Annotated in this window: 2 protein-coding genes and 1 pseudogene; 2 read left to right on the forward strand and 1 reads right to left on the reverse strand. The window is 66.1% G+C overall.

The annotated features are described in order from the left end of the window. Positions 1-452 (reverse strand): annotated as a pseudogene (locus tag A5697_RS16115) (hydroxylase); the annotation flags it as partial. Between the two features lie 167 nt (positions 453-619). On the opposite strand from A5697_RS16115, the gene A5697_RS16120 reads away from it, so the two are divergent. Both A5697_RS16120 and A5697_RS16125 read left to right on the forward strand, forming a co-directional pair. Next, on the forward strand, positions 620-2,236 hold the full coding sequence (locus A5697_RS16120) for an NAD(P)/FAD-dependent oxidoreductase (RefSeq protein WP_068011382.1): 1,617 nt from the start codon (positions 620-622) through the stop codon (positions 2,234-2,236). Continuing rightward, on the forward strand, positions 2,233-2,805 hold a 573-nt coding region (locus A5697_RS16125), incomplete at its 3' end, for an SDR family NAD(P)-dependent oxidoreductase (RefSeq protein ID WP_068011383.1). The genes A5697_RS16120 and A5697_RS16125, both read left to right, overlap by 4 nt.

Consider the following 2,805-nt stretch of genomic DNA (forward strand, 5'->3'; position numbering starts at 1 on the left):
CCCAGCATCGCGCCCAGGATGATCCAGTCGCAGTGGTCGGTGCCCGAGCTGAACTGCCAGCGGCCGTTGAAGATGTACCCACCGTCGACCGGCCTGGCCACCCCCTGCGGTGCGTACGGCGAGGCCATCCACGTGTCGACGTCGTCGGCCCAGATTTCGGCCGCGACCTTCGGGTCCGCGTACGCCAACTGATAAGGGTGCACACCGACGACGCCGACGATCCAGCCGGCCGCCGGGTCCAGCGCCGCGGTCGCCATCGTCGTCTCGGCGAACTCGCGGGGGTGAACCTCGAAGCCCTGATATTGCTTGGTTTGCAGCAGCCGGATCAGGCCGGCGCCCTTCATCAGCTTGACCGTGTCATCGGTGAGCCGGCCGATCCGCTCGGCCTCGGGGGCCTGGTCGCGCAACTGATCCGCCATCGCCACGACCCGGTCGAGTACCCGTTCGCTCATGTTGGTGTCCTTACGTCTGGAGGCTTAGTAATGGTCTACCGCAGTTGGTGCCTCAGCCGAAGCCGTTCCCGATGAGCGGAAGCAAAAGCGCTCAGAATTCATCGTCACCGCAGTGTCCGGTCACCGGGAACCGGCCCCGGCGGTCGTGGTGGCAGGACATACCGTCGGTGCCTGTGAATAGCGTGGAGCAGGTCGACGTTGTGGTGGTCGGCGCCGGGTTCGCCGGCCTCTACGCCCTGCACAAGCTCCGCAGTCAGGGACTGTCCGTGCGGGTCCTGGAGGCGGCGCCGGAGCTGGGAGGCACCTGGTACTGCAACCGATACCCGGGGGCGCGCTGTGACGTCGAAAGCGTCGATTACTGCTATTCGTTCTCCGATGAACTGCAGCAAGAGTGGAACTGGACCGAGAAGTACGCCACCCAGGCGGAGATCCTCGCCTACCTGAACTGGGTGGCCGACAAACTCGACCTGCGGCGCGACATCACGTTCCGCGCCCGCGTCGTGTCCGCGGTGCTCGACGAAACCGCGCTGCGCTGGCGGGTCACCACCGAGGGCGATGACGTGCTGTCAGCCCGGTTCTGCCTGATGGCGACGGGTCCGCTGTCAGCCGCCTTGACGCCGAACTTCGACGGCCTCGATTCGTTCGCGGGCGAGATCTACCACACCGCCGCGTGGCCGCGGCATCCCGTCGATTTCACCGGCAAGCGGGTCGCCGTTATCGGCACCGGTTCGTCTGGCATTCAATCGATTCCGATCATCGCCGAACACGCCAAACGTCTCTTTGTCTTCCAGCGCACGCCCAACTACAGTGTCCCGGCCGGCAACAAGCCGTTGACCGCACGGGAACTCGACGACATCAAGGCGAACTACGCGGAACGGCGGCGGCTCTCGTGGCGCAGCGGTGGCGGGTCACCACACATCACGGCGCCGAAGCCGACGATGGACTTCACACCGGAGGAACGTCGGGCCGCGTTCGAAAAGCGTTGGCAGCTGGGCGGTGTGCTGTTCTCGAAGACGTTCCCCGACCAGCTGACCGACTTGACCGCCAACGACGAGGCCCGAAAGTTCTACGAGGAGAAGGTGCGCGCGGTCATCGACGACCCTGCGCTGGCGGACCTGCTCATCCCCAATGATCACCCGATCGGCACGAAGCGAATCTGCACCGACAGCAACTACTTCAGCACCTTCAACCGGCCGAACGTGTCGCTCATCAGCGTGCGCGACACACCGATCGAAGCCGTGGACAGCACCGGGATCAGAACCGCCGGCGCGCACTACGACGTCGACATGATCGTGCTGGCAACGGGTTTCGACGCCCTGACCGGTGCGCTGGCCAAAATCGACATCATCGGACGCGGCGGTCGTCGGCTGCGGGACGACTGGGCACAGGGGCCACGCACCTATCTGGGGCTGGGCGTCGACGGATTCCCCAACCTGTTCCTGATCTCCGGTCCCGGGGCGCCCGCCGTGCTGGCGAACATGGTGCTGCACGCCGAGGCGCAGGTGAATTGGATCGCCGCAACCATTGCCTACCTCCATCGCCACGGGTTGGCCGCGATCGAGGCGACCCGCGACGCCGTGGACGGCTGGGGGGCCGAATGCGCCCGCCGCGCCGAGGCCATGCTGTTCACCAAGGCGGAGTCCTGGTACATGGGAGCCAACGTGCCCGGAAAGCCAAGGGGATTCATGTTGTTCGTCGGCGGCTTCGCGGCATACAACGACATCTGCGACGACGTGGCCAGGACCGGTTACCCGGGCTTCGATCTGGTTGAGATGCCGCGATGAAGAGACTGCTCGGCAAGGTGGTGCTGGTCACTGGCGCGGCGAGGGGCACGGGACGGGTGCATTGTCAGCGCTTCGCTGACGAGGGCGCAGATGTGATCGCGCTCGACGCCACCACGGCGAGCGACGAATTGCTCGACACCGCACGGGATGTCGAAGACCGCGGTCGACGTTGCGTGACGGGCGTTGCCGACGTGAGTCACTGGGAGGCGGTGACGGGTGCCGTAGCCAACGGCGTCGCGGCACTGGGACGCCTCGACATCGTCGTCGCGAATGCCGGAATTCACCTCGCCGGCGGGCGGACATGGGAACTCGACCCACAGGACTGGCAGCGCACGCTCGACATCAACCTGACCGGCGTATGGCACACGGTCAAGGCCGGTGTACCGCACATGGGCGAGGGCGGCGCCATCGTGATCATCAGTTCGACCAACGGTCTTCGCGGGACGCCGAATTCCGCGGCGTACACCGCGAGTAAGCACGCGGTGGTGGGGCTGGCGCGCACCCTCGCGAACGAGCTCGGGCCGTCGAGCATCCGGGTCAACACCGTTCATCCCGGGCCGGTCGCGACC

This window comes from Mycobacterium sp. E3251, assembly GCF_001666835.1.
GTDB lineage: Bacteria > Actinomycetota > Actinomycetes > Mycobacteriales > Mycobacteriaceae > Mycobacterium.